Origin of the sequence: Rhodococcus sp. NPDC006774 (assembly GCF_040636045.1) — a bacterium.
GTDB lineage: Bacteria > Actinomycetota > Actinomycetes > Mycobacteriales > Mycobacteriaceae > Rhodococcoides.
Genome location: NZ_JBEYIW010000021.1, coordinates 1 through 20,281, shown reverse-complemented (window position 1 = coordinate 20,281; position 20,281 = coordinate 1). Strand labels below are relative to the sequence as shown.

16 protein-coding genes are annotated in these 20,281 nt (G+C 64.4%); 10 read left to right on the top strand and 6 right to left on the bottom strand.

Annotation, left to right across the window (positions count from 1 at the left end; genetic code table 11):
* Positions 1-79 precede the first annotated feature (79 nt).
* Positions 80-976 (top strand): LysR family transcriptional regulator, encoded by an 897-nt coding sequence (locus ABZ677_RS23090; RefSeq protein ID WP_358373621.1) that lies wholly within the window; start codon positions 80-82, stop codon positions 974-976.
* An 11-nt stretch (positions 977-987) separates the two neighbouring features.
* Here the strand turns inward: ABZ677_RS23090 and ABZ677_RS23085 are convergent, their stop codons facing one another.
* Complete coding sequence (locus tag ABZ677_RS23085) at positions 988-2,124, bottom strand: PrpF domain-containing protein (protein WP_358373618.1); 1,137 nt, start codon at positions 2,122-2,124, stop codon at positions 988-990.
* Positions 2,125-2,236: 112 nt separating this feature from the next.
* Positions 2,237-3,628, bottom strand: a complete 1,392-nt coding sequence (locus ABZ677_RS23080; protein ID WP_358373615.1) for an SLC13 family permease — start codon at positions 3,626-3,628, stop codon at positions 2,237-2,239.
* 136 nt (positions 3,629-3,764) lie between these two features.
* Between ABZ677_RS23080 and ABZ677_RS23075 the strand changes: the two genes are divergently transcribed.
* Entirely contained in the window at positions 3,765-4,700 is a 936-nt protein-coding gene (locus ABZ677_RS23075; RefSeq protein WP_358373612.1) for a LysR family transcriptional regulator, read from the top strand.
* Here ABZ677_RS23075 and ABZ677_RS23070 read toward each other — a convergent pair.
* A complete protein-coding gene (locus ABZ677_RS23070; protein WP_358373610.1) occupies positions 4,684-5,355 on the bottom strand; it encodes a GntR family transcriptional regulator in 672 nt (223 codons plus the stop codon). The genes ABZ677_RS23075 and ABZ677_RS23070 overlap by 17 nt on opposite strands.
* A gap of 166 nt (positions 5,356-5,521) precedes the next feature.
* On the opposite strand from ABZ677_RS23070, the gene glyA reads away from it, so the two are divergent.
* The 8 genes from glyA (at position 5,522) to ABZ677_RS23030 (ending at position 14,522) form a co-directional block, all read left to right on the top strand.
* A complete protein-coding gene (glyA, locus tag ABZ677_RS23065; protein ID WP_358373607.1) occupies positions 5,522-6,802 on the top strand; it encodes a serine hydroxymethyltransferase in 1,281 nt (426 codons plus the stop codon).
* Positions 6,799-8,037, top strand: a complete 1,239-nt coding sequence (locus ABZ677_RS23060; RefSeq protein WP_032367894.1) for a sarcosine oxidase subunit beta family protein — start codon at positions 6,799-6,801, stop codon at positions 8,035-8,037. Before glyA ends, ABZ677_RS23060 begins: the two co-directional genes overlap by 4 nt.
* Before the next feature lie 51 nt (positions 8,038-8,088).
* Entirely contained in the window at positions 8,089-8,367 is a 279-nt protein-coding gene (locus tag ABZ677_RS23055) for a sarcosine oxidase subunit delta (RefSeq protein WP_027494732.1), read from the top strand.
* Positions 8,364-11,207, top strand: a complete 2,844-nt coding sequence (locus ABZ677_RS23050; protein WP_358373604.1) for a 2Fe-2S iron-sulfur cluster-binding protein — start codon at positions 8,364-8,366, stop codon at positions 11,205-11,207. Before ABZ677_RS23055 ends, ABZ677_RS23050 begins: the two co-directional genes overlap by 4 nt.
* Complete coding sequence (locus tag ABZ677_RS23045; protein ID WP_358373601.1) at positions 11,200-11,778, top strand: sarcosine oxidase subunit gamma family protein; 579 nt, start codon at positions 11,200-11,202, stop codon at positions 11,776-11,778. Before ABZ677_RS23050 ends, ABZ677_RS23045 begins: the two co-directional genes overlap by 8 nt.
* 91 nt (positions 11,779-11,869) lie before the next feature.
* Entirely contained in the window at positions 11,870-12,736 is an 867-nt protein-coding gene (folP, locus tag ABZ677_RS23040; RefSeq protein WP_358373742.1) for a dihydropteroate synthase, read from the top strand.
* Positions 12,733-13,143, top strand: coding sequence for a glycine cleavage system protein H (locus ABZ677_RS23035; protein WP_358373598.1), 411 nt, complete (start codon positions 12,733-12,735; stop codon positions 13,141-13,143). The genes folP and ABZ677_RS23035 overlap by 4 nt, the downstream gene beginning before the upstream one ends.
* The gene (locus tag ABZ677_RS23030) at positions 13,140-14,522 is read left to right on the top strand and encodes an L-serine ammonia-lyase (RefSeq protein ID WP_358373596.1); all 1,383 of its coding nucleotides are present in this window, start codon (positions 13,140-13,142) and stop codon (positions 14,520-14,522) included. Before ABZ677_RS23035 ends, ABZ677_RS23030 begins: the two co-directional genes overlap by 4 nt.
* Before the next feature lie 141 nt (positions 14,523-14,663).
* Here ABZ677_RS23030 and purU read toward each other — a convergent pair whose 3' ends face one another.
* The 3 genes from purU to ABZ677_RS23015 all read right to left on the bottom strand — a co-directional run bounded on the left by purU (position 14,664) and on the right by ABZ677_RS23015 (position 19,692).
* Complete coding sequence (gene purU / locus ABZ677_RS23025; protein WP_358373593.1) at positions 14,664-15,512, bottom strand: formyltetrahydrofolate deformylase; 849 nt, start codon at positions 15,510-15,512, stop codon at positions 14,664-14,666.
* A 25-nt stretch (positions 15,513-15,537) separates the two neighbouring features.
* The gene (locus ABZ677_RS23020) at positions 15,538-18,003 is read right to left on the bottom strand and encodes an FAD-dependent oxidoreductase (RefSeq protein WP_358373590.1); all 2,466 of its coding nucleotides are present in this window, start codon (positions 18,001-18,003) and stop codon (positions 15,538-15,540) included.
* Positions 18,004-18,180: 177 nt separating this feature from the next.
* Positions 18,181-19,692 (bottom strand): BCCT family transporter, encoded by a 1,512-nt coding sequence (locus ABZ677_RS23015; protein ID WP_358373739.1) that lies wholly within the window; start codon positions 19,690-19,692, stop codon positions 18,181-18,183.
* Positions 19,693-20,281: the final 589 nt, after the last annotated feature.

Below are 20,281 nucleotides of genomic sequence, written 5' to 3'. Positions count from 1 at the left end.
CAGCCTGCATCACACATCCGTCGAGTACAATTACGAAAAAGTCGAGATCCCTTAACTTTCACTTAAAGGTGGTTCGATCATGTTCGACACTCGACGCCTGCTGCTCTTGGTCGAGGTGGTGCGCACCGGGTCAATCACCGGGGCCGCAACTCGGTTGAGCTTCACCACATCTGCGGTATCGCAACAGCTGAGCAAGCTCGAACAGGAAGCCGGGCAGCCGCTGCTGGAACGGCACGCGCGCGGAGTGCGCTTGACCGAGGCCGGCGAAGTGCTGGTCCGGCACGCCGAGCGCATCGAAACTCAATTGCTCGCTGCGCGTAACGAACTCGAAGATCTATCCGGACTACGCGCCGGTACATTGAGAATCGGCACTTTTCCGACCGCCGGTGCGAGCTTGCTACCGCCGGTGGTGAAGCTGTTCAAGTCACGCCATCCAGCAGTTGCACTGACGGTGCGGAGCTCGCGATTCGCCGGATTGCGGGGAATGCTCGACACCCGCGAGGTGGAGCTGTCTTTGCTGTGGGACTACGAGTGGGCCAGAATCACCGACTCGGACCTGAAGGTGCACCAGCTCATGATCGATCCGCCGATGCTGGTTTTGGCGGTCAATCACCCTCTAGCCGAACGCAGTTCGGTGGATCTGACGGAGCTGGAACACGAGCAGTGGATCACCAGAGAAGACACTCATCCGGTGGGTGCTGCACTCGAACGCGCGTGCCACGCTGCCGGGTTCTCACCGTCGGTCTCGTTCGCTGCCAACGACTACCAGGAGGCTCAGGCGATGGTGGCGGTGGACCTCGGCGTCTCGTTCGCACCACGCCTGGCACTGTCCAACATTCGAGACGATGTGCGCCTGGTCCCGTTGACGGGTGCACCGTCACGTCGAATACTGTTGGCCCACCTGGCAGAACAGAAGCTCTCGCCGAGCGCAACAGTGTTGCTGAAGATGTTCGAGGACGTAGCCGCCCAATTCTGAAGCGACGCCGCTCAGGCCGAACGAGAGCCGACCAAGGCGGTCACGGGCACCACGAACAAGTCAGCGGTGGCGATCCGGCGTACCGCCCGATGAAGTGTGACCGAATGTAGAAGTCCGTCATGGTCCACGATGTAGTCGACGTCGAGCACTCCGGCCGCTGTGCCGATGCGGAGTGATCCGGGCCAGCCGATGCGAGCATTGGCAGTGACGACACTGCCGGCGACTGTCGCGGCCGCTGCGACGGCTACCGCTGACGTCAGTCCGATCGCTGGGTGCGGTGCCATCATGGAGAGCATCCGCACCGAAATGTCGTAGTCCGCGGCAACGATGCACTGACCGGTGGTCGTGGTGTAGTCCGCCGGAGGTGCGACTATGCCGACCTTCGGAACAGCGTGCGAGACGGGTTCTTCGGGCTTACTGAGTCCCATCGACAACGCTGCTTGTCGGCGCAGCGCAATCAGGGTGGGTACGTGCGCTGCGACGACGCTGTTGCTCTCGGACCCGGCGAGCCCGAAATCCGCGGCGTCGAACAGTGCGGCAGGTGCGCCTGCCCGCACGAAGGTGCCACTGTATTCGTTGTGGCCGAGCGTAATTCGATCGACCTCAGCTCCGGTCGGCAGCATCGCCGAGCGAACCGGGGCCGGGTCAGTGAAGGTCAACCCCACCGGGACACCGAGGGCTGTGGTTCCCGGGACGGACGCGTCCCCCTCGACGGGAATGCGTCCGCCCGGTGTGTCGATCTCCGCCGAGAGCAGTGCACCGGTGTTCTCGTTTCGCATCCGTACCACGGTGACGCGATCGTCGACAGCCACGAGACCGGTCTGCACGGCGTAGAGACCGATCGCCGTCGCGCAGTTTCCGCAGTTGCTGCCCCACTCCACGGTGCGGTTCTCGATGGCTACCTGAGCAAAGAGGTAATCGACATCGATCCCCGGCGCGCTGGAGCGGCGGACGATCGCAGCCTTGGAGGTGGTGGAGCTGCCTCCACCCACTCCATCGAGCTGCCGCGGGTCACCGGAACCGAAGGCCGCGGTCAGGATGTTGTCGAGACCGCCGGCGTCGGCGATGTACGGGTCGATGTCGACAGCGTTGAACAGCCAGCACTTGCTGGTGCCTCCACGCATCCACGTTCCACGAAGAGTGAACATCCGATGTGCCTTCCGATCAGGATCCGATGCTTCCACCCTGCGACAGAGGATGCTCAAGCACAATTACGAAATATGTTCATGTCGTGCAGCAACACTTAACGCGTCTGCTCGGTCAGAACAGGGCGGGAACGACGACCAGGATCAACCAGCACAGAGCCGGCGCGATGGCCACGACGACTCCTGCGTTGAGCAGCAGCTGACGGTAGAAGCGCGGGCGGTCGATGTTCTGTGCGTTGGCCAACACGAGCGCACCGTTCGTCGAGAAGGGCGAGACGTCGACGACGGTGGCCGAGATGGCCAGAGCAGCGACGACACCGACGACCGGCAGTGCACCGGTGCCCAGGAGCGGCATGGCCAGCGGGATGACGGCGGCCAGCAGCGCAGTGGAGGACGCGAACGCCGAGGTGATGCCGATGACGTAGCAGAGCACGATGGCCACGATGATCGGAGCGCCGATGGTGATCGCCATTTCGGCCAGGTGATCGATGGTGCCGACTTCCTGCAGGATCGAGATGTAGGTGACCATGCCTGCGACCAGCAGAACCGTCGACCAGCTGATGTCTGCGATGGCTTCGTTCTGCTTCTTCAGATCCGTGAATGCCAGGACTGCTCCGGCTCCGATGGCGATGAAGCTGATCGGCAGATGCAGCACGAGAACGAGCACCAGGAGTGCGCCGATGAGGAACAGCGTGAGCTTCTGGACGAACGTGACCGGGGCCGGCGCGTCGACCAGTGTGGTTGTCGTCGGACGAATGAGCACTTGGGTGCTGCCGCCGCCGGTGCTGCCACCGCCGGTGCCGCCGCCGGTGGGGAGGGACGTCGTGACCGGGGATCCGCCCACCGGGCCGCTGCCGGGCGCGGGGTCGGTGGAACCTGTTGCGGTGTACTCGAAGCCCTTCACGCGGGCCAGGGCTGCATAGCCGACGACCGTCAGCACCGAGAGCAGCAGGTTGATGCCGTAGCTGGCGAAGAACAGCGTCCACGGGTCGAGCGCTAGGCCGTTGTTCTCGACGATGTCACGAACCAGAACGCCGGAAACGGAAATCGGGGAGAACGCTCCTGCATGCGCACCATTGATCACCATGATGCCCATCACCAGCGGGCTCATACCGGTACGGGCCGCGAAAGCCATCGCTGCAGGCACGATCAGCGCGACTGCGGCGGGGCTGAAGGTCCCCAGCGCGGTCAACACCGATGCGACGAAGAAGAACACCCACGGAACGACCGTCACTCGGCCGTGCACCGCCCTGATGCAGCTGTTGACCAGCAGATCGATGGTGCCGTTGCGTTTGGCCATTCCGAAGAAGTAGGTGACGCCGACGATGGTCAACACGATCGAGCTCGGGAACTCGTTCAGTATCTCCTTGTCGTCGAATCCCAGCGCGAAGTACCCGACCACGAAGGCACCGATGAAGCCGAGGATGCCGATATTTATCGGGAAGAAGGTTGCGATCAGGAACATCGCGACCAATGCGATGAGCGGGAGGATCTCGATGGAGGTCATGGGCGTCTTTCAGGTGGTGGTAAGTGCCGGGTTACATCTGCACTCGAACGTTGCCTCTGTCACATTATTGACGCCGGTCTTTTAGGACAATATCGTTTTGCTACCTGGTCATTTAGCTCAGCTGAAGGATACGTTCATGAACCACACGTTCGACGTCGTCACGCTGTTCCTCTTGCTCGACATCGCCGAGGCCGGCTCTCTGACGGCGGGGGCCGAGCGCGCAAACATGACGGCATCCGCTGCCTCCCAGCGCATCAGCAAACTCGAACACGGCATCAAACAGCCCGTGCTGACCCGTCTACCGCGCGGCGTCCAACTCACCGAGGCCGGTGAGATCCTCACCAGCCGTGCCCGCCTGTTTCGACGCGAGATGCGTGCCGCGAGCGGCGACCTGGAAGCCATCCGTGGACTACAGCGCGGTTCGGTCCGACTCGGCTCGTTTCCCACGGTCAGTGCATCGTTGCTTTCCGATGCACTGAAGGACTACCACTCACGCTGGCCGGATGTCGACGTTCGGGTTCGGTCGGCCGTTCGCCCACAACTGCTGGACATGCTGCATTCGAGCGAAATCGACTTGGCGCTGCTGTGGAGCTATGCCTGGACGGAGGAGGCAGAACGATCGCTGTCACTCGAGCCACTGATGGAAGACCAGACCGTGCTGCTGCTGCCGATCGACGACGATCGACTGCAGCACGACGTGTCGCTGCACGACCTCGAGAGCGCGCGATGGATCATCCGCAGCAACGACCACCCCGCGGCCGAAGTTCTCTATCGCAGTTGTCGCGTAGCAGGATTCGAGCCAGACGTCGTGTACGAGGCCCACGACTACCAGGAGATCGAGGCCATGGTGGCCGCCGGCGTCGGTATCGCGATGGTTCCCCGTTTGTCGGTGGTGCATCACCGACCCGACGTGACCGCGGTGGCATTCCCGGAATCGGATCGGGTTCCTACCCGCGTCATCTACATCGCGTCACTCGCTCGGCGTCAGTACACCCCCGCGATGTATGCGATTTCGACCGCATTGAGAGGTGCGGCCGAGCGTATTTCGGCGGCTACTACAACAGTTCCCTGATTGCGTTCTCGAACCCGGTGACGTGTTCGAGGGTCAGTTCCGCTGCCGTGTCGGCCTCGCCGTCGATGATGGCCTGCAGCAGCACGACGTGTTCACGAACATGGCCGGCGACGTTCGGCAGTCGGTCGAGAAACAGGCACCAGATGCGGGTGGCGTGTGCGTCGAGGCTGACCAGGATGTCTTCGAGGTGGGGATTTCCCGACGCACGATAGATTTCCCGATGCACTGCAACATCTTTGCGCAGCACCTCGCGTGAATCGTCGGTGTCGTCGATGCTCGCGATGGAGGCCGCGAGCTCGGCCAGCCGGTCTCTGGCTGCCCGCGTCGCCGTGCGCGCCGCACGCGCCGACGCCGCCGGCTCGAGCTGCTTGCGGATCTCCGAGATGTTGGCCAGGTCGGTCATGTCGACGGCGGTCGCGAAGGTTCCGCGCCGGGGATACGCGACGACGAGGCGCTCTCGTTCGAGTCGTTTGAGACCCTCACGAATCGGTGTACGCCCCAACCCCAATTGCTCGGCCAGGCGGTCGTCGTTGATCGGTTCGCCCGGACGAATTTCCAGCATGATCAGCTGCTCACGCACTATTTCGTAGGCTCGATCGGCATTGGTTCCGACAAACTGCGCTGCATCCATCACCGGCTGAATTTCGATCGTCATCTTCTCTGCTCACTCCCGGTCGATGCCCCGCCCTTGACGGCCCTGCTTTGTGATCTTACTCTATTGGCATCTTGATATATCAGTTCCAGATCATTGATCTTCCAGAAGGGCGGCCATCTTGACGCAGGACTTCGCACCGACAGCGACGGCACCGCACCCGAGAGGCGTGACCAACCGCGTACTCGCAGATCTCGACCCCGAGGTGCACCGCGCGATCAGTGCCGAGCTCGGCCGCCAGCAGAACACCCTCGAAATGATCGCGAGCGAGAACTTCGCACCATTGGCCGTCATGCAGGCGCAGGGTTCGGTACTGACGAACAAGTACGCCGAGGGCTATCCCGGTCGGCGCTACTACGGCGGATGCGAAAACGTCGACGTCATCGAGCAACTCGCGATCGACCGGCTCAACGCCCTGTTCGGATCGTCGTTCGCGAACGTGCAGCCACACTCCGGTGCGCAGGCCAATGCCGCTGCCATGGCGGCACTGCTACAGCCGGGCGACTCGATTCTCGGTCTCGCACTGGCCCACGGCGGACACCTCACGCACGGCATGAAGCTGAACTTCTCCGGCAAGCTGTACGATGTCTCGGCCTACCACGTCCGCGAAGACGATCATCTTGTCGACATGGCAGAGGTGGAACGCCTCGCCCGCGAACACCGTCCCAAGCTGATCATGGCCGGTTGGTCCGCCTACCCTCGGCACCTCGACTTCGCCGAATTCCGCCGCATCGCAGACGAAGTCGGTGCCTACCTGATGGTGGACATGGCACACTTCGCAGGCCTGGTCGCCGCCGGACTGCACCCGTCACCGGTACCGCACGCACACGTGGTCACCTCGACGACGCACAAGACGCTCGGCGGTCCACGAGGCGGCGTCATCATCACCGACGACGCCGCTCTGGCGAAGAAGTTCAATTCGTCGGTCTTTCCCGGCCAGCAGGGCGGGCCCCTCGAACACGTCATCGCCGGCAAGGCCGTCGCCTTCAAACTTGCTGCCGAAGAGGACTTTCGGGAACGTCAGCAGCGCACCCTCGAAGGCGCGAAGATCCTGGCCGATCGACTGTTGACCGACGACGCAGCAGCCGCAGGCATCGATGTGGTCTCGGGCGGCACCGACGTTCACCTCGTTCTCGTGGACCTGCGCAAGTCCGAACTGGACGGCAAGCAAGCCGAGGACAGACTCCACCACGTCGGAATCACCGTGAACCGCAACGCAGTTCCGTTCGATCCACGACCACCGATGATCAGCTCAGGAGTCCGCATCGGCACCCCGGCACTCGCGACCCGCGGCCTGGACGCCACGGCGTTCGCCGAGGTCTCCGACGTCATCGCCCACGCGTTGCGTCCCGACACCGACGACCGCGGACTCGATGCACTGCGCATCCGGGTCGAATCCGTTGCCGCGCAGTTCCCCCTCTACTCCGACCTGACGGAAGGCTACCGATGACCGCCCCCGCAACCCCACCGGGCGCACATCTGCCCGACCACCCGGACTTCCTGTGGCGCAACCCCGAGCCGAAGAAGTCGTACGACGTCGTGATCATCGGCGGCGGCGGACACGGCCTGGCCACCGCGCACTATCTGGCCAAGAACCACGGCATCACCAATGTTGCTGTGCTGGAGAAGGGCTGGCTCGCCGGCGGAAACATGGCGCGTAACACCACCCTCATTCGCTCGAACTACCTATGGGACGAGAGCGCGCGCATCTACGAGCACTCGTTGAAGCTGTGGGAAGGGCTCGCCGACGACCTCGACTACCCCATCCTGTTCAGCCAGCGCGGCGTCCTCAACCTCGCGCACAGCCTGCAGGACGTGCGTGACAGCGTGCGACGCGTCGAGGCCAACCGACTCAACGGCATCGACGCTCAGTGGGTCGACCCCGACGAGGTCAAGAAGCTGTGCCCGATCGTCAACATCTCCAGCGATATTCGCTACCCGGTTCTGGGTGCGACGTACCAACCGCGTGCCGGCATCGCCAAGCACGACTACGTCGCCTGGGGATTTGCCCGACGCGCCGACGCGGCCGGTATCGACATAATCCAGAACTGCGAGGTCACCGGCTTCACCACCGACGGCAACCGCGTCACCGGGGTCAAGACGACGCGTGGCGACATCGCCACCGGCCAGGTTGCGCTCTGCGCGGCCGGGCACACCTCGACGCTGACGGACATGCTCGGCATCAAGACTCCGCTGCAGAGCCATCCGCTGCAGGCCCTCGTCTCGGAGTTGCTCGAGCCCGTGCATCCCACCGTCGTCATGTCGAATGCCGTGCACGTGTACGTCTCCCAGGCCCACAAGGGCGAACTGGTGATGGGTGCGGGCGTCGACTCCTACAACGGCTACGGCCAGCGCGGTGCGTTCCACATCATCGAACGACAGATGGCAGCTGCGGTCGAGTTGTTCCCCGTCTTCGCCCGCGCACATCTGCTGCGCACCTGGGCCGGCATCGTGGACGTCTGCCCCGACGCCTCCCCCATCGTCGGACGCACGCCGTTCGACAACGTGTTCCTCAATTGCGGTTGGGGTACAGGTGGATTCAAGGCCACCCCCGGTGCCGGTTGGTGCCTGGCCGACACCATCGCCAACGACGAGGTGCACGAGTACATCGCACCGTTCAGTCTGGACCGATTCGTCACCGGCGCGCTGGTGGACGAGCACGGTGCCGCAGGCGTGGCTCACTAGTTTCTCCGCCCCGACACACGCAGCACCCGAACGAGAAATCTTGGAGTGGCAATGCAATTGATCGAATGCCCGTGGTGCGGGAGTCGAGAAGAAACCGAGTTCCACTACGGCGGCCAGGCGCACATCGCCTACCCCGAGGATCCCTCGGCCCTCACCGACGAACAGTGGGCGCACTTCGTGTTCTTCCGCGACAACCCCAAGGGGCTCTTCGCGGAACGGTGGAGCCACAGCGCGGGCTGTCGGCGTTGGTTCAACGCCGTGCGGGACACCGCCACGTACCGAATCCACAGTGTCTATCGCCTCGACGACCCGAAGCCGGTGAACCCATGACCGCATTCCGCACCGCATCCGGCGGTCGCATCGACCGCACGAGCACTTTCGACTTCACGTTCGGCGGCTCGGACCTGCAGGGCCACCCAGGCGACACGCTGGCATCTGCATTGCTCGCCAACGGCATTCACCAGGTCACCACCAGCATCAAGCTGGGTAGGCCCCGCGGATTCACCGCAGCGTGGGCCGAGGACACCGGCGGACTCGTACAGATCGAGGAGCCGTTCCCCGAGCCGATGCTGCTCGCCACGACGATCGAGCTGTACGACGGCCTGGTCGCCCGCGGCATCCCTGGGCAGGGCCGACTCGCCGAGATCTCCGACTCCGCCAAGTACGACGCCATGCACGCCCACGCCGACCTGTTGGTCGTCGGCGCCGGTCCGGCCGGTCTGACGGCCGCTCTGGTCGCCGCCCGCAGTGGCGCTCGTGTGGTCGTCGTCGACGATCAGAGCGAGTTCGGCGGCTCCCTGCTCGGCTCCGACGACGTCATCGACGGCCGGCCGGCCCTGGACTGGGTGGCCGACGCGGTGGCCGAGTTGTCGACCTTCCCCGACGTGACCTTGCTGCGCCGCACCACCGCGTTCGGTTCCTACGACGACGGCTTCGTGCTCGCCCTCGAGCGCCGCACCGATCACCTGGGACTGGAAGCGCCTGCCGCACTGAGTCGTCAGCGAGTTTGGCGTATTCGTTCGCGTCACATCCTGGTGGCCACCGGTGCCCACGAGCGGCCCGTCGTCTTCACCGATAACGATCGACCCGGAATCATGTTGGCGCACAGTGCACGTACGTTCCTGCATCGCTACGGCGTGACGGTAGGAACCGAGGCCGTGGTGTTCACCACCAACGACAGCGCGTACAAGGCCGCCGTCGATCTGCACGACGCCGGGGTCCGCATCGCGCGCATCGTCGACGCCCGCGACACTGCGCCCGAATACTGGCTCGGCCTGTGCCGCGAGCGCGGTATCGAGGTGCGCACCGGCAGTGTCGTGTCCGGCACCCACGGCGACAACCGCGTCACACACGCACTTCTGACCGGCGCGAGCGGTGCCACCGAGACCGTGGGCTGCGACGTACTTCTCGTCAGTGGAGGCTGGAACCCTGCCGTGCACCTGTTCAGCCAGGCCCGCGGAAAGCTGCGCTACGACGGCGAACTCGGCGCATTCGTGCCTGCGGACGACGTCGAGGGCATCAGTGTCGCCGGGTCGGCATCGGGGGTCTTCGACCTGGCCGGATGTCTACGTGACGGCAGCGCGGCCGCGACAGGTGCACTGACCCGCCTCGGCTTCGAGGCTCCCGAAACCCCGCTTCCAGCAGTCGAATCCGTCCCGAGCAGCGAGTCGCTGGTGCTGTGGCGCGTGCGCGACGACTTCGGAGCCGACAACCAGTTCGTCGATGTGCAGCGCGACGCGACAGTGGCGGATCTGGTCCGTGCCGTCGGTGCAGGCATGTCGTCGATGGAACACATCAAGCGCTACACCACGATCGGCACCGCGCACGATCAGGGCAAGACCTCCGGTGTGGTGTCCTCGGGCATCGTGGCGGAACTGCTCGACAAGCCGGTGGAGAACCTCGGCACCACCACTTTCCGACCGCCGTACACCCCGGTGGCGTTCGCAGCGTTGGCCGGCCGCAACCGAGGCATGGCGTTCGACCCGGAACGGGTTACCGCAGTCCACGATTGGCACGTCGCACGCGGCGCGGTCTTCGAGGACGTCGGACAGTGGAAGCGGCCCCGCTACTACCCACTGCCCGGCGAGGAGATGCACGACGCCGTGCTCCGCGAGTGTGCGGGCGTGCGTTCGGGCGTCGGCATGCTGGACGGTTCGACCCTCGGCAAGATCGACGTGCAGGGCCCCGACGCCGGTGTGGTGCTGGACATGTTCTACACGAACATGATGAGCAACTTGAAGGTCGGCATGGTTCGGTACGGCGTGATGTGCGGTGCCGACGGCATGGTGATCGACGACGGCACCGTGATGCGTCTGGCGAACGACCGATTCCAGGTGTTCACCACCACGGGCGGCGCAGCAGGAATGCTCGACTGGATGGAGGAATGGCTGCAGACCGAGTGGCCGCACCTCGCAGTTCGGCTGACGTCGGTCACCGAGCAGTGGGCCACGTTCCCCGTCGTCGGACCACGCTCTCGCGACCTCGTCGGCGAGATCTTTCCCGAACTCGACGTGTCCAACGAGGCGTTCCCGTTCATGGCCTGGCGAGACGCGTCGGTCGACGGTGTGCCGGTGCGCGTGGCGCGCATCAGCTTCTCCGGTGAACTGGCCTTCGAGGTGAACATCGATTCCTGGCACGCCCACGCACTGTGGTCGCGGCTGATCGATGCGGGCGAGAAGTACGGCATCACCCCGTACGGCACCGAGACCATGCACGTGCTGCGGGCCGAGAAGGGCTACCCGATCGTCGGCCAGGACACCGACGGCACCGTCACGCCGCAGGATCTCGGCATGAGCTGGGCGGTATCGAAGAAGAAGCTCGACTTCATCGGAAAGCGCTCGTTCGAGCGTGCCGAGAACCGGAACCCGTTGCGCAAGCAGTTCGTCGGGCTGCTGCCCGTCGATCGGGAGACCGTCCTCCCGGAGGGCTCGCAGATCATCGAGCACTCCGAGAGCGGCGTCCTCCCCGAGCTTCCGGTACCGATGCTCGGCCACGTCACGTCGAGTTACGCCAGTGCCGAACTGGGCAGGCCGTTCGGGCTGGCCCTGCTCGAAGCCGGACGTGACCGACTCGGCGACATCCTGCACGTCCCGGTGGGCGACACCCTCGTCGCCGTGGAAGTCACCGGCTCCGTACTCGTCGACCCGGAAGGTAACCGCCGTGATGGCTGACCGACTCGCCGCCAGAAGCCCACTTGCAGAGACTGTTCTGCCGGATTCGCCCGCTGTGCGCATCGTGGAGGAGCCGTTCCTCGCCGGGATCGACCTGTGGGTCGACCCGAACGGGCCCGGCGGTGCAGCTGCCTCGACCGAACTCGGCACCGAGCTGCCCGGCCCCGGCCGCGTCGCCGAGGGCACGAACACCACCGCGATCTGGCTCGGTCCCGAGGAGTGGCTGGTGATCGGGGCAGGACTCGATCCGGTCGAACTCGAACACCGTCTCGGCACGGCCGTTCGTGAGCATCGGGGTGCGGCAACCGATGTCTCCGCCCAGCGAACCAGCCTGCGCCTGAGCGGTTCCAGAGCCCGCGACGTGCTGGCCAAGGGGTGCTCGATCGATCTGCACCCCCGCATCTTTCCGGCCGGGTCGACGGTACAGACGATGCTCGCGATGGCAGGCATGATCCTGATCGCCTGCGACGACACCGGAACCGACTACCGCATCCTCGTGCGCTCGTCGTTCGCACGCTATCTCGCGGCCTGGTTGACCGACGCGGCCGAGGAATACACCGACGTCGGCTGATTCGGACTCTGAACCCCGCGCGAGAGAAAAGGTGATCGCAGTGCTCACGAGCGTCTCCACGGCAACACGGGTAGCCGATACCCGCGACCGACTGCTCACTCGACTGACGACCTCTCATCCCGTGGTCTGTGGGATCGTCAATGTGACCCCGGATTCGTTCTCCGATGGCGGCCGCTTCCTGGACTCGGATCGTGCTGTGGCGCATGCACTGTCGATGGTCGACGAGGGAGCAGAGCTACTCGACATCGGCGGTGAGTCGACCCGGCCGGGGGCAACCCCGCCCACCGTCGACGAGGAGATCGCCCGAGTTGTACCGGTGATCGACGCCCTGTCCAGGCTTACCTCGACACCACTGTCGATCGACACCTCACGACCCGAGGTGATGCGAGAGGCGGTGCGCGCCGGGGCGAGCGTCATCAACGACGTGCGCGCTCTTCGCCTTCCGGGCGCACTCGCCGCAGCAGCCGAACTGGACGTTGCCGTATGCCTGACGCATATGCAGGGCGATCCGTCGACGATGCAGCACTCCCCTCGCTACGGCGACGTCACCGCAGAGGTGTGCGAGTTCCTCGACGACCGGGCTGCCGAATGCATCCGAGCCGGAATCCCGGCGTACCGCATCCTGGTCGATCCCGGATTCGGATTCGGAAAGACTCTCGAGCACAACCTGACACTGCTGCAGGGCCTTCGGGCAATCACCGCGGCCGGTCGACCGATCATGGCGGGTGTGTCTCGGAAAGGAATGATCGGTGCCATTACCGGCCGAGAGGTCGACGGCCGACTCGCCGGATCACTCGCCGCCGCGATCATCGCGGCCCAGAACGGGGCGTCACTCCTGCGGGTCCACGACGTCGCCGCCACCATCGATGCACTGGCCGTGCTGCGGGCAGTGCGGTCTCTCGACGTACTGCACTCACCCCCAGGTCAATCCACGACGAATGCCGAGGCCACCTCATGACTGCATCCCTCTCCTCCGCCCGTCGGCTCTTCAGCGCCGAGCACGGTTGGATGGCCGTCGACCCGTTCGGCTCACCCGCACAGACTCCGAGCCGTGTGGGTGTGACACCGGCGGCGTTGGCCGACGCGGCCGACATCGTCGGCGTCGACCTTCCGGCGGTACGTACCGTGCTCACTTCCGGAGACGCGTGCGGCACCATCCATACCTCCGCCGGCTCGGTCACGGTGTTCGCCCCGGTGAGCGGAATGGTCACGATCGTCAATCCGGCTGTACGCGAGGACCCGTCGCTCGTCGCTGCCGATCCACTCGGTGCCGGCTGGTTGTTCGCCGTCCTGACTCCCGCCGCCGCGTCGTTCGAGGCCCTCACCACGCGCGAACCCACCGACGCAGCTCGGGTGGACTCATGACGATCAGTGTGTTCGACCTCTTTTCCGTCGGAGTCGGACCCTCGAGTTCCCACACGGTCGGTCCGATGCGTGCGGCCGCTCGGTTCGTCGACGATCTGCGCACCATGTCCGCCTTCGAGGACGTTCGTGAGGTGGCCGTGGACCTGTACGGTTCGCTGGCCGCGACCGGAGCCGGCCACGGCACCATGACCGCAGTGCTGCTCGGATTGGAAGGACTACTGCCCGAGACCATTTCCACCAAGGTGATGGAACAGCGGCAAGCGTCGATGGAGGCCACCGGGCGCATTCTGTTCGGCGGTGCCCGCGAGATCGACCTCGCGGTGGACGACATCGTGCTGCGCCCGTTGACGGTACTGCCGTTCCATCCCAACGGAATGAAACTGACTGCCCGCGCGGTGGATTCGACCGAACTGCACACCCAGACCTACTTCTCGGTGGGTGGCGGCTTCGTGGTGACCGAGGCCGAAAGCATCGAGGCCGTCGCGCCACTCGCCTCCGCCAACGGGTTCGCGTCGGCCAAGGAACTGCTCCAGATCTGTGAACGGCGACGCTGCAGCATCAGCGACGTCATGACCGAGGTCGAGCTAGAACGTCGCACGCTCGACGAGATACGAGATGGGCTGCTGCACATCCGGGACGTCATGGTGGAGTGCGAGGTTCGCGGCATCTCCCGCGACGGCTATCTGCCGGGCGCGCTCGAAGTGCGACGCCGAGCGAGGGACTGGTTCCTCCGACTCGATGCCGAGGATCCGAACCGTTCGAGCGAATTCGCCGAGGACTGGGTCAATCTCGTGGCGCTCGCGGTCAACGAGGAGAACGCCTCCGGCGGCCGCATCGTGACAGCCCCCACCAACGGCGCGGCCGGCATCATCCCGGCTGTGCTGCACTACGCCACTCGCTACACCGCCAACGGGGTCGCCGATCCCGACGGCAGCACGGTGCGCTTTCTGCTCACCGCCGGCGCAATCGGGTCGCTGTACAAGGAGATGGCGTCGATCTCCGGTGCCGAAGTGGGCTGCCAGGGCGAGGTGGGTTCGGCTGCGTCGATGGCCGCAGCCGGTCTGGCCGAGGTATTGGGCGGCACTCCCGAACAGGTGGAGAACGCGGCCGAGATCGCGATGGAACACAGCCTCGGTCTCACGTGCGACCCCATCGGCGGGCTGGTTCAGATTCCGTGTATCGAACGTAACGCGATCTCCGCCGGCAAGGCGATCAACGCAGCTCGTATGGCGTTGCGCGGTAACGGTACTCATCGCGTCAGTCTGGATCAGGTGATCGAGACCATGCGCTCCACCGGGGCAGACATGCACTCGAAGTACAAGGAGACCTCCAGCGGCGGACTCGCGATCAACGTGCCGGTCAATTTCGTGGAGTGCTAGAGCAGGGGGACCTCACGCCCTTTTTCGAGGGTGCGCGCCCGTTCTCGGAGGCTGGAACCAGCGCGCACTCGGCAGAAAGGGTGTGGGGTTCACACGCAAGGGGCCCGTACCGATTCGGTACGGGCCCTTGCGTGTGTCTGTTCAGCTGAAGATGACCGTCCGGTGTCCGTGCAGCAGGACGCGATTCTCGCAGTGCCAGCGCACCGCTCGCGAGAGTGCGAGTGCCTCTGCGTCCTGTCCGACGGTGGCCAGACGAGACGGGTCGTGAGTGTGGTCGATGCGAATGACCTGCTGCTCGATGATTGGGCCCTCGTCGAGATCGGGGGTGACATAGTGCGCCGTCGCACCGACCTGCTTGACGCCCCGGTCGAAGGCCTGGTGGTAGGGCTTCGCGCCCTTGAAGCCGGGCAGGAAGGAATGGTGGATGTTGATGGCCTTGCCGTGCAACGCTCGACACGTCTCGTCGGAGAGCACCTGCATGTACCGGGCCAGCACCACCAGATCGACCTCGTACTCGGCGACGAGGTCCAGCAGACGCTGCTCGGCCTCGGCCTTGGTGCCCGGGGTGACGGGAACGTGGACGAACGGCAGCCCGGCGGCCTCGGCCATCGGCCGCAGGACCTCGTGGTTGCTCACCACGGCCACCAGTTCTCCGCCGAGGTTCTGTGAGCGCCAACGGAAGATAAGGTCGTTCAGGCAGTGCCCCATTTTGGAGACCATGACGAGAATGCGGGGCTGACTGCAGCCGTTGAAGGTGTACATCATCGAGAATCGCTCCGCTACTTCGCGGAAGCTCTCGGTCAGTTTCTCGATGTCGGTGGTGCCGCCGGCCACGAACGAGGTGCGCAGGAAGAACGAGCCGTCCGTGGAGTCGTCGAACTGTTGGTGTTCGGCGATGTCGCAGTCGTTGTCGAAGAGGAATGCACTGACGGCCCGGACGATGCCCGGCCGCTGTCCGCAGCTGAGCGTGAGGGTGAAGTTCTCGGTCATCGAATCTCCTGGTACTGGTGGGTCGTCAGCTGCGAATCTTGGCCATCTCGGGGTCGACGAGGGGCTCGGCCACGACGGTGGCGGACACGAGCCGATCGAAGTATCGAATCTGAACTGCTGCACCGGGTTCTGCGCTACCGGCCGGAACCCAGGCGTAGGCGATCGGCGCACCGACGGTGTGCCCGAACGAGGCGCTGGTGACGTAGCCGGCGGGTTCGCCGTCCACCAGGACGGGCTCGTGGCCGAGTACCACCGACGTGCCGTCGTCGATCTTCAGGCAGACCAACTTCTTGGAGACGGTGTCGTCGGACATCTCGAGCACGGCGTCGCGGCCGCGGAATTCACCTTTCTGCGGGCGCACCGCGAAGCCGAGACCCGCCTCGTAGGGATTGTGCTCGGTGGTCATGTCCGAGCCCCACGACCGGTAGCCCTTCTCCATACGCAGGCTGTTGAACGCAGCGCGCCCGCCGGCGATGATGCCGAACTCGGAACCGGCCTGCCACAACATGTCCCACAGTCGCTGCCCGTAATCGGCAGTGGTGTACAGCTCCCACCCGAGCTCGCCCACGTACGACAACCGCATCGCTGTGACGGGCACTCCCCCGATGCGAACCTGCTTGCAGCGGAAGTACTTGAAGTTCTCGTTCGAGAAGTCGTCCTGGGTCAGCTTCTCGACGACCTCGCGAGCGTGCGGACCCCACAGACCGATGCAGCACGTGGATCCGGTGATGTCGTCGACGGTGACGCTGCCGTCACTCGGTGCTTCGCGGCGAAGGTAGTCGAAGTCGAGGTTGCCGTTCGCTCCGACCTGGAACTCGTCGGCGGACAACCGCGCCACGGTGAGATCGCTTCGGACGCCGCCCTTCTCGTCGAGAGCCAGAGTGTACGTGACGGCCCCGACGGACTTGTCCATCTTGCCGGACGTCAAACCCTCCAACAGTGCCAGCGCACCGGGTCCGCGTACGCGTAGCCGCTTGAGCGGGGTCATGTCGTACATGGCGACGGAGGTACGGGTCTTCCAGGCCTCGGCTGCGGCGATGGGCGAATGGAACATCGATGCCCACTCGTCGCGCTTCGGCGGCTGCCACTCGGCCGGAAGCTGCTGCACCAGATCGGCATTGGCCTCGTACCAGTGCGGGCGTTCCCACCCGCCGCCTTCGAGGAATACGGCACCGAGTTGGTGCTGCCGCGCATTGAAGGGACTGACCCGAACATCACGCGGGGACAACCGCGGCTGCAAGGGATGCAGGACGTCGTAGATCTCGACGAAGTTCTGCTGCGAGGTCTCGCTGACGTACGCGGGATCGAGTTGGAAGTCCTCGAAGCGGTTGACGTCGCATCCGTGCAATTCCACCTCGGATTGTCCGTCGACCAGCAACTGCGCGATGGCCCTGCCGACTCCGGCCGAGTGCGTGACCCATACGGCCTCGGCGATCCAGAAGCCCTTGACGTCCGGGGACTCACCGAGCAGCGGTCCGCCGTCCGGTGTGAACGAGAAGACTCCGTTGAAACCGTGGTCGATCTTGGCCGTCTCGAGGCACGGCAACAGCAGTTTGGACTGCTCCCACGACGGGGCGAAATCCTCCTGCGTGAAGTCGAGCATGGACGGCATGGCCTCGTCGGACACATCGTCTCCGCCGGGCAGGGTCTTGGTGTCGACCGGCATCGGGCGGTGGGCGTAGCTGCCGATGCCGAGACGGTCGACGTGCTCGCGGAAGTACAGGTCCTGATCCTGGTGGCGAAGGATTGGCATGCCCGCCTCGGCCGCTTCGGTGTTGCGTCCCACAAGTTCCGGGATCTGGTCGGTCCTGGCGTACTGGTGCGCCAGCGGCAGCAGCGGCACCTTCATGCCGACCAGTTCGCCCACATCGGGGCCCCAGAAGCCGGCGCAGGACACCACGATGTCGGCTTCGATGACGCCGTGGTCGGTAGCCACACCGGTGACTCGGCCACCCGTCTGTTCGATGCCGATGACCTTGGTGGAGCCGCGGAACACGGCTCCACGCGATTCTGCGCGTCGGGTCAGTGCCACGACAGCGCGGGACGCCTTGGCGAGACCGTCGGTCTCGACGTACAGACCGCCGAGAACGCGCGAACGATCCAGTAGCGGGTGCAGTTTGGCGCATTCGGACGGGTCGATCACCGATCCTTCGATGCCCCAGGACGTGGCCCACCCCTGCTTGCGGTGCAGGTCGGCGAGTCGCTCCTCGGTGGTCGCCACTTCGAGGCCGCCGAGCTGATTGAAGCACCACTGCCCGTCCACCTCGAGGCCCATGAATTTCTCGACCGTGTATCGGGCGAGTTCGGTCATCGTCTTGGATGCGTTGGTCTGGAACACCAGTCCCGGTGCGTGCGAGGTGGATCCACCCGTGAGAGGGAGCGGCCCCTGATCGAGCACGGTGATGCGATCCCAACCGCGTGCGGTGAGCTCGTCGGCCACGTTGGTACCGACGATGCCGGCGCCGATGATGACAACTCTCGGTGAACCCATGGTGGTCCTTCCGTATCGGGGTGGAGAGATGGAGCTCGGCCGGGATGATCGACGGCCTGCACGACAACTAACCATAGATTGATATATCAAGAGTATGGGCAGCGATGGTTGCGGTCAACCCCGGAAATACCGACGGTGCGGGACACGTGTGTACGCGTCCCGCACCGACGGCTCACTTCACTTGTCGGACTTCACTTTCGGCGGAGTCTTGGGGCTCTTGACGATGAACGGGTCGTTCGTGACGTCCTTGTACAGCGAGACACAAGTACCGATCATCACCAGCACGAACGGTGCCGCCACGATGATGGTCATCGTCTGCAACCCGTTGAGGGCGTCCGATCCTCCCGTCCACAGCATCAGGATCGCGATGCCGCCGGTGACGACACCCCAGAAGGCGACGACCCCACGGGACGGATCCAGGGTGCCTCGTTGCGACAGGGTGCCCATCACGATCGAGGCGGCATCGGCCCCACTGACGAAGAAGATAGCGACCAACACCATCACCAGCACCGACGAGATGCCTGCCAACGGGAAGTGGTCGAGAACCGCGAACAGCTGCGATTCCGGCTTACCGAGGGCCACCAGGTCTTCGGTCCCCTTCTGCTGCTCGCCGATTGCCGCTCCACCGAAGATCGAGAACCAGACCAAGCTCACCGACGTCGGAATGAGGATGACGCCGATCACGAACTGGCGAATGGTGCGGCCACGACTGATGCGAGCGAGGAACATACCGACGAAAGGAGTCCACGAGATCCACCATGCCCAGTAGAAAATCGTCCAGGACGAGAGCCAGGACTCGGTCTCGGGACCACCGGATGCCGCCGAACGCGCCGACATTCCGGCGATGTGCGCGGCATAGTCACCGAGCGTGGTGGGCAGGAGGTTCAGGATCAGCACGGTGGGTCCGGCGACGAACACGAACACCGCGAGCAGGAGGGCCAGCACCATGTTGATGTTGGAGAGCCACTGAATTCCCTTGGAAATTCCCGACACTGCCGAGGCCACGAAGGCGAGCGTCAGGATGGCGACCACCGCCACGAGCAGAAGCGTCCCCGCTTGGTTGACCCAGCCGAGAACCTCGATACCCGAACCGATCTGGAGTGCACCGAGGCCGAGAGAGGCCGCAGTACCGAACATCGTGGCGAAGATCGCCAGAATGTCGATGACCTTGCCGATGGGGCCTTCGGCGCGGCGACCGATCAGCGGAATGAACGAGGAGCTGATGAGCTGCTTGCGGCCCATCCGGTAGGTGCCGTAGGCGATGGACAATCCGACCACCGCGTACATCGACCAGGGGTGCAGCCCCCAGTGGAAGATGGCCGTCGAGAGTGCCGTTCCCACAGTGGAATCGGTGATTCCGGGCGGCGGGGTGACGAAGTGAGTGAGGGGCTCGGCCACTCCCCAGAAGATCAAGCCGATTCCCATGCCGGCGCTGAACATCATCGCGATCCAGCTGACGGTGTTGAATTCGGGCTTCTCACCGTCTTTGCCGAGCGGAATCTTCCCGTATCGACTGAGTGCGAGCCACAGCGCGAAGATCACGAACCCGGTGGCCGAGAAGATGAACAGCCAGCCGACGTTGGTCACGACCCAGTCGAGTACCGACGCGTTGACGGACTTCATGTTCTCGGTGCCGAGGATGCCCCATGCCAGAATCGCGATGACGATGGCGGCGGTAATACCGAACACCACCTTGTCGGTGCGCGGCTTGCCCTCCTCTCCGTGGTGGTAGACCTCGAGGGGGCCGTAATGATGAGGGGCATGTTTCTCGGGTGCAGCGACGCGAGTTTTGTCGCCCCGGGGTTTGCTGTTCGTTGTCACATCGTTCTCCCTCCGGCTGTCGCCGAATAGGTATGTCGCCCGTGCACGCAGCGTGGGTGGTCGGATTGATGCGCGACGCGTTGCTCTCTGCGCAACTTCGATTTACTCGAACCCGAACTAGACTGAGCCGACCTGAGAGCGATGTCAAGAGATGGCGCGGTGCTGCGATACGTTTGTTGCCGTAATTTCCGATTGCGCACAAGCCCTCAACAGCGGAAATACAGATGGACCCAGAAAACTCCAACCGGCTTCGATACTCGCATTTAACAATCCATACTGCCCGGTAACTGATATATTAACGCGATTCCAATACGCACAGCTGCACCGAATGCCGCTGCGCAACCACTCTCAGGAGCATCAACCATGCCGCAGCAGGTCCGCGCCGTCGTCGCCAAGAGCAAGGGCGAGCCCGTCTCCATCGAGACGATCACCATCCCCGATCCCGGGCCCAACGAAG

Coding starts and splice junctions, on each gene's coding strand:
- ABZ677_RS23090 (WP_358373621.1), top strand. CDS start 80: ATGTTCGACACTCGACGCCTGCTGCTCTTGGTCGAGGTGGTGCGCACC.
- ABZ677_RS23085 (WP_358373618.1), bottom strand. CDS start 2,124: ATGTTCACTCTTCGTGGAACGTGGATGCGTGGAGGCACCAGCAAGTGC.
- ABZ677_RS23080 (WP_358373615.1), bottom strand. CDS start 3,628: ATGACCTCCATCGAGATCCTCCCGCTCATCGCATTGGTCGCGATGTTC.
- ABZ677_RS23075 (WP_358373612.1), top strand. CDS start 3,765: ATGAACCACACGTTCGACGTCGTCACGCTGTTCCTCTTGCTCGACATC.
- ABZ677_RS23070 (WP_358373610.1), bottom strand. CDS start 5,355: ATGACGATCGAAATTCAGCCGGTGATGGATGCAGCGCAGTTTGTCGGA.
- ABZ677_RS23060 (WP_032367894.1), top strand. CDS start 6,799: ATGACCGCCCCCGCAACCCCACCGGGCGCACATCTGCCCGACCACCCG.
- ABZ677_RS23055 (WP_027494732.1), top strand. CDS start 8,089: ATGCAATTGATCGAATGCCCGTGGTGCGGGAGTCGAGAAGAAACCGAG.
- ABZ677_RS23050 (WP_358373604.1), top strand. CDS start 8,364: ATGACCGCATTCCGCACCGCATCCGGCGGTCGCATCGACCGCACGAGC.
- ABZ677_RS23045 (WP_358373601.1), top strand. CDS start 11,200: ATGGCTGACCGACTCGCCGCCAGAAGCCCACTTGCAGAGACTGTTCTG.
- ABZ677_RS23035 (WP_358373598.1), top strand. CDS start 12,733: ATGACTGCATCCCTCTCCTCCGCCCGTCGGCTCTTCAGCGCCGAGCAC.
- ABZ677_RS23030 (WP_358373596.1), top strand. CDS start 13,140: ATGACGATCAGTGTGTTCGACCTCTTTTCCGTCGGAGTCGGACCCTCG.
- purU (WP_358373593.1), bottom strand. CDS start 15,512: ATGACCGAGAACTTCACCCTCACGCTCAGCTGCGGACAGCGGCCGGGC.
- ABZ677_RS23020 (WP_358373590.1), bottom strand. CDS start 18,003: ATGGGTTCACCGAGAGTTGTCATCATCGGCGCCGGCATCGTCGGTACC.